Source organism: uncultured Anaerococcus sp. (genome assembly GCF_963510915.1).
Taxonomy (GTDB): domain Bacteria; phylum Bacillota; class Clostridia; order Tissierellales; family Peptoniphilaceae; genus Anaerococcus.
This window is the reverse complement of sequence record NZ_CAUPHG010000144.1, coordinates 1-3,109: the sequence shown is the minus strand read 5'-3', so window position 1 is coordinate 3,109 and position 3,109 is coordinate 1. Positions and strand designations below refer to the sequence as shown.

Annotated in this window: 3 protein-coding genes and 1 pseudogene; 3 read left to right on the top strand and 1 reads right to left on the bottom strand. The window is 33.9% G+C overall.

What is annotated here, in order from left to right; all coding sequences use genetic code 11:
• Positions 1–404, top strand: a pseudogene (locus RQ893_RS08840) (sodium-dependent transporter); the annotation flags it as partial.
• A 27-nt stretch (positions 405–431) separates the two neighbouring features.
• Here the strand turns inward: RQ893_RS08840 and RQ893_RS08835 are convergent.
• Positions 432–854, bottom strand: coding sequence for a hypothetical protein (locus RQ893_RS08835; RefSeq protein ID WP_311482643.1), 423 nt, complete (start codon positions 852–854; stop codon positions 432–434).
• Between the two features lie 99 nt (positions 855–953).
• Here RQ893_RS08835 and RQ893_RS08830 point away from each other — a divergent pair, with 99 nt between their 5' ends.
• Together RQ893_RS08830 and RQ893_RS08825 are read left to right on the top strand one after the other, a co-directional pair.
• Positions 954–2,009 carry a CaiB/BaiF CoA-transferase family protein gene (locus tag RQ893_RS08830; protein ID WP_311482642.1) on the top strand — a complete coding sequence of 352 codons (1,056 nt, stop codon included), beginning with the start codon at positions 954–956 and terminating at the stop codon, positions 2,007–2,009.
• Between the two features lie 89 nt (positions 2,010–2,098).
• Positions 2,099–3,109: DEAD/DEAH box helicase (locus RQ893_RS08825; RefSeq protein ID WP_311482641.1), on the top strand; the 1,011-nt coding region annotated here is incomplete at its 3' end.

Genomic DNA, 3,109 nt, shown 5'->3' with positions numbered 1-3,109 from the left:
GCATATCAGTGCTTGAGTCAATCGTTGCAAACACAACAGAAATCTTAAATACAAAAAGAAAGTCAACCACTCTTGTACTTTCTGTTGTTTATCTAATAGCCACAGCTATAATTGCCCTTGGCTATAGCAAATTTTATGTAGAAGTTTCCCTACCAAACGGATCAACAGGTCAGCTTCTTGACATAATGGACTATATTTCAAATAGTTTCATGATGCCTCTAATCGCCTTCCTATCATCAATCTTTATTGGTTGGGTAATGAAGCCAGAATGGGTTATTGATGAAGTTGAATATGGCGGCAAGAAATTTACCAGAAAAGGTCTTTACATCATAATGACCAAGTACTGCTTGCCAGTCATCATGTTTATCCTATTTTTAATATCAACAGGTATTTTTACCTACTAAAAAAATCGCTCCAACTGGGGCGATTTTTCATTTAAATTTTCCTATAATTTCAAGAACTTTTGAAAAATCTTCATTCTTATATTTTTGCTTGTAAATTGTTGACTCTGAGTAAAATTCAAGCTTATAATTTTCCTTATCTATCTTTATATCTCTTATATTAGAAAATTCAATTTTCCTAATGGTTGATTTCCCAAGTAATACATAAAATCCATCTTGACCAATCCCTTGGCAATAAATTATTGTCCAAAGGTAAAACAGAGCAAAAATTGCTGCAATACCAGACTCTATTCCCCCTCCTATTTTATAAGCTAGGGCTAAATATAAAATACCAGCTAGGACCAATATAATTTTATAAATAGGTCTAATATCTATTCTGATCTTCTTTCCCTTACTTTCTCTTAGGTTATAAATAACAAAGGCTAAGAACATTAAAATTACAATGTACTCCATAAATCCTCCAAAAAATGAGAAAATCTCATAATAATATTTTACCAGATTTTAAATATGAAACTAAAGGGTAAATTATTAATATAAAGAAAAGAGGATATTATGAATTTATTAGCAGATTTAAAGATACTCGATTTTACCACCCTACTTCCAGGACCTTATGCGACTTGGATGCTTGCAGAAATGGGAGCTGAGGTTTTAAAAATTTCTGCCCCTGGCAGAAAAGACTTGGTCCTAGATTCTGATCCAAAAACTAATAGTGGTCTTTCAGCAAACAGGGCTTGGTTGAACAATAAAAAAAGAGAAATTTTCTTAAACCTAAAAGATGATGCCGGCAAGAAAGAAATTATTAGGTTAATCAAAGAAGAGGGCTATAATTGTATAATTGAGCAATTTAGGCCAGGAGTTATGGCTAAATTTAATCTCGCCTACGAGGACATAAGAGAAATTCAAAATGATATAATCTACCTAAGTCTTACTGGCTACGGCCAAGATGGTCCATACAAAGATAAGGCAGGTCATGATATAAATTTTCTTGCCTTATCTGGAATTATGGGACACTCTGGAAGGAAAGAAGGAGGTCCAGTTCTTTATGGTATGCAGGTGGCTGATATGGCTGCTGCACAAAATGCAATTATAGGTATCCTTGCCGCCCTAAATAAGAGAAATGCTACAGGAAACGGCTCTTACATCGATGTTTCAATCCTAGATAGCGTCATACCATACAACACTATGGCCGGAGCTGGGCTTGTGATGACTGGTATAAATCCTAACAGAGAAGAAAACTCCCTAAATGGTGGGTCACTCTATGATTTTTACCAGACAAAAGATAATAAATACATAAGCTTCGGAGCTCTTGAGCCAAAATTTTTCGAGAAATTTTGTAAGATTATTGGCAAAGAAGAATGGATAGAAGCTGGTTGTGTCTGCCCAGATTTTAAGGAAAAGAAAGAAGCTCTAAGAGATATATTTATGGAAAAAATCAGGGATGAATGGGTAAATATTTTTGACGAAGCTGATTGTTGCATTGAACCAGTCCTTGATTTAAAAGAAGCTCTTTTAAATAGCAAAAACACAAAAATCAGAAATACAGTTAAAACTATAAATATCGATGGTGAAGAAATAATCGTTTATTCAAATCCTATAAAATTTAAGTGAAATCATTAAATTTCAAATAAACTTTATAGATCTTATGTGCTATTATCAATATTTGTAGTATAATGTTATAAGTATTTGGCAGTTGTCTAATGACGGCTGCTTTTTTTATTGAAAGTGAAAAGGAAATTATAGTGGAATTTAAAGAATTAAATATATCAGAAGAAACATTAAAAGCAATCGCAGATATGGGTTTTATATCCCCATCGCCAATCCAAGAAGAAACCATTCCTCCCCTCCTAGAAGGAAAAGATGTGATAGGTCAAGCCCAAACAGGCACTGGCAAAACTGCAGCTTTTGCAATACCAATATTAGAAAAAACACATACGAATGGCACAACTCAAGCCTTAATCCTCTGCCCAACTAGAGAACTATGTATGCAGGTTGCAGGAGAGATAAAAAATCTAGCTAAGTATAAAAAAGGCCTTAAAATCTTATCTGTCTACGGCGGGACACAGATTGTAAAGCAAATAAAAACACTTAAAAAAGGTGTAGAAATAGTTGTAGGTACGCCGGGTAGACTAATGGATCTTATGAGAAGGAAGGTCTTGAAATTTGATAATCTCAAAATCGTAGTCCTTGACGAAGCAGATGAGATGTTTGATATGGGCTTTAGGGATGATATGAAATTTATCTTAGATGCTACTAACGAAGACAGGCAAACCTGCTTTTTCTCAGCAACTATGGGCAAGGAAATTTCAGAATTTTCTAAAATTTATCAGGATAATCCTCTTACAATCAAAATAAAGGCACAAGAATTAACTGTAAATAAAATTGACCAACACTATATAAAATTAAAGGAAGCAGATAAGGAAGAGACCCTAACCAGACTTTTAGAAATCAACAAGCCTAGGCTTGCCATTATTTTCTGCAATACCAAAAGAAAAGTTGACAAACTCGTAGAATCTCTTAGCAAAAAATCTTACCTAGTAGATGGCCTTCACGGCGATTTAAAGCAGACTCAAAGAGATCAAGTTATGAAAAAATTTAGAAATAACACTATCGATATTTTAATCGCAACAGATATTGCGGCTCGTGGTCTAGATGTAGATGATGTTGATATGGTAATAAACTACGCCCTTCCTCAACTTGATGAATATTAT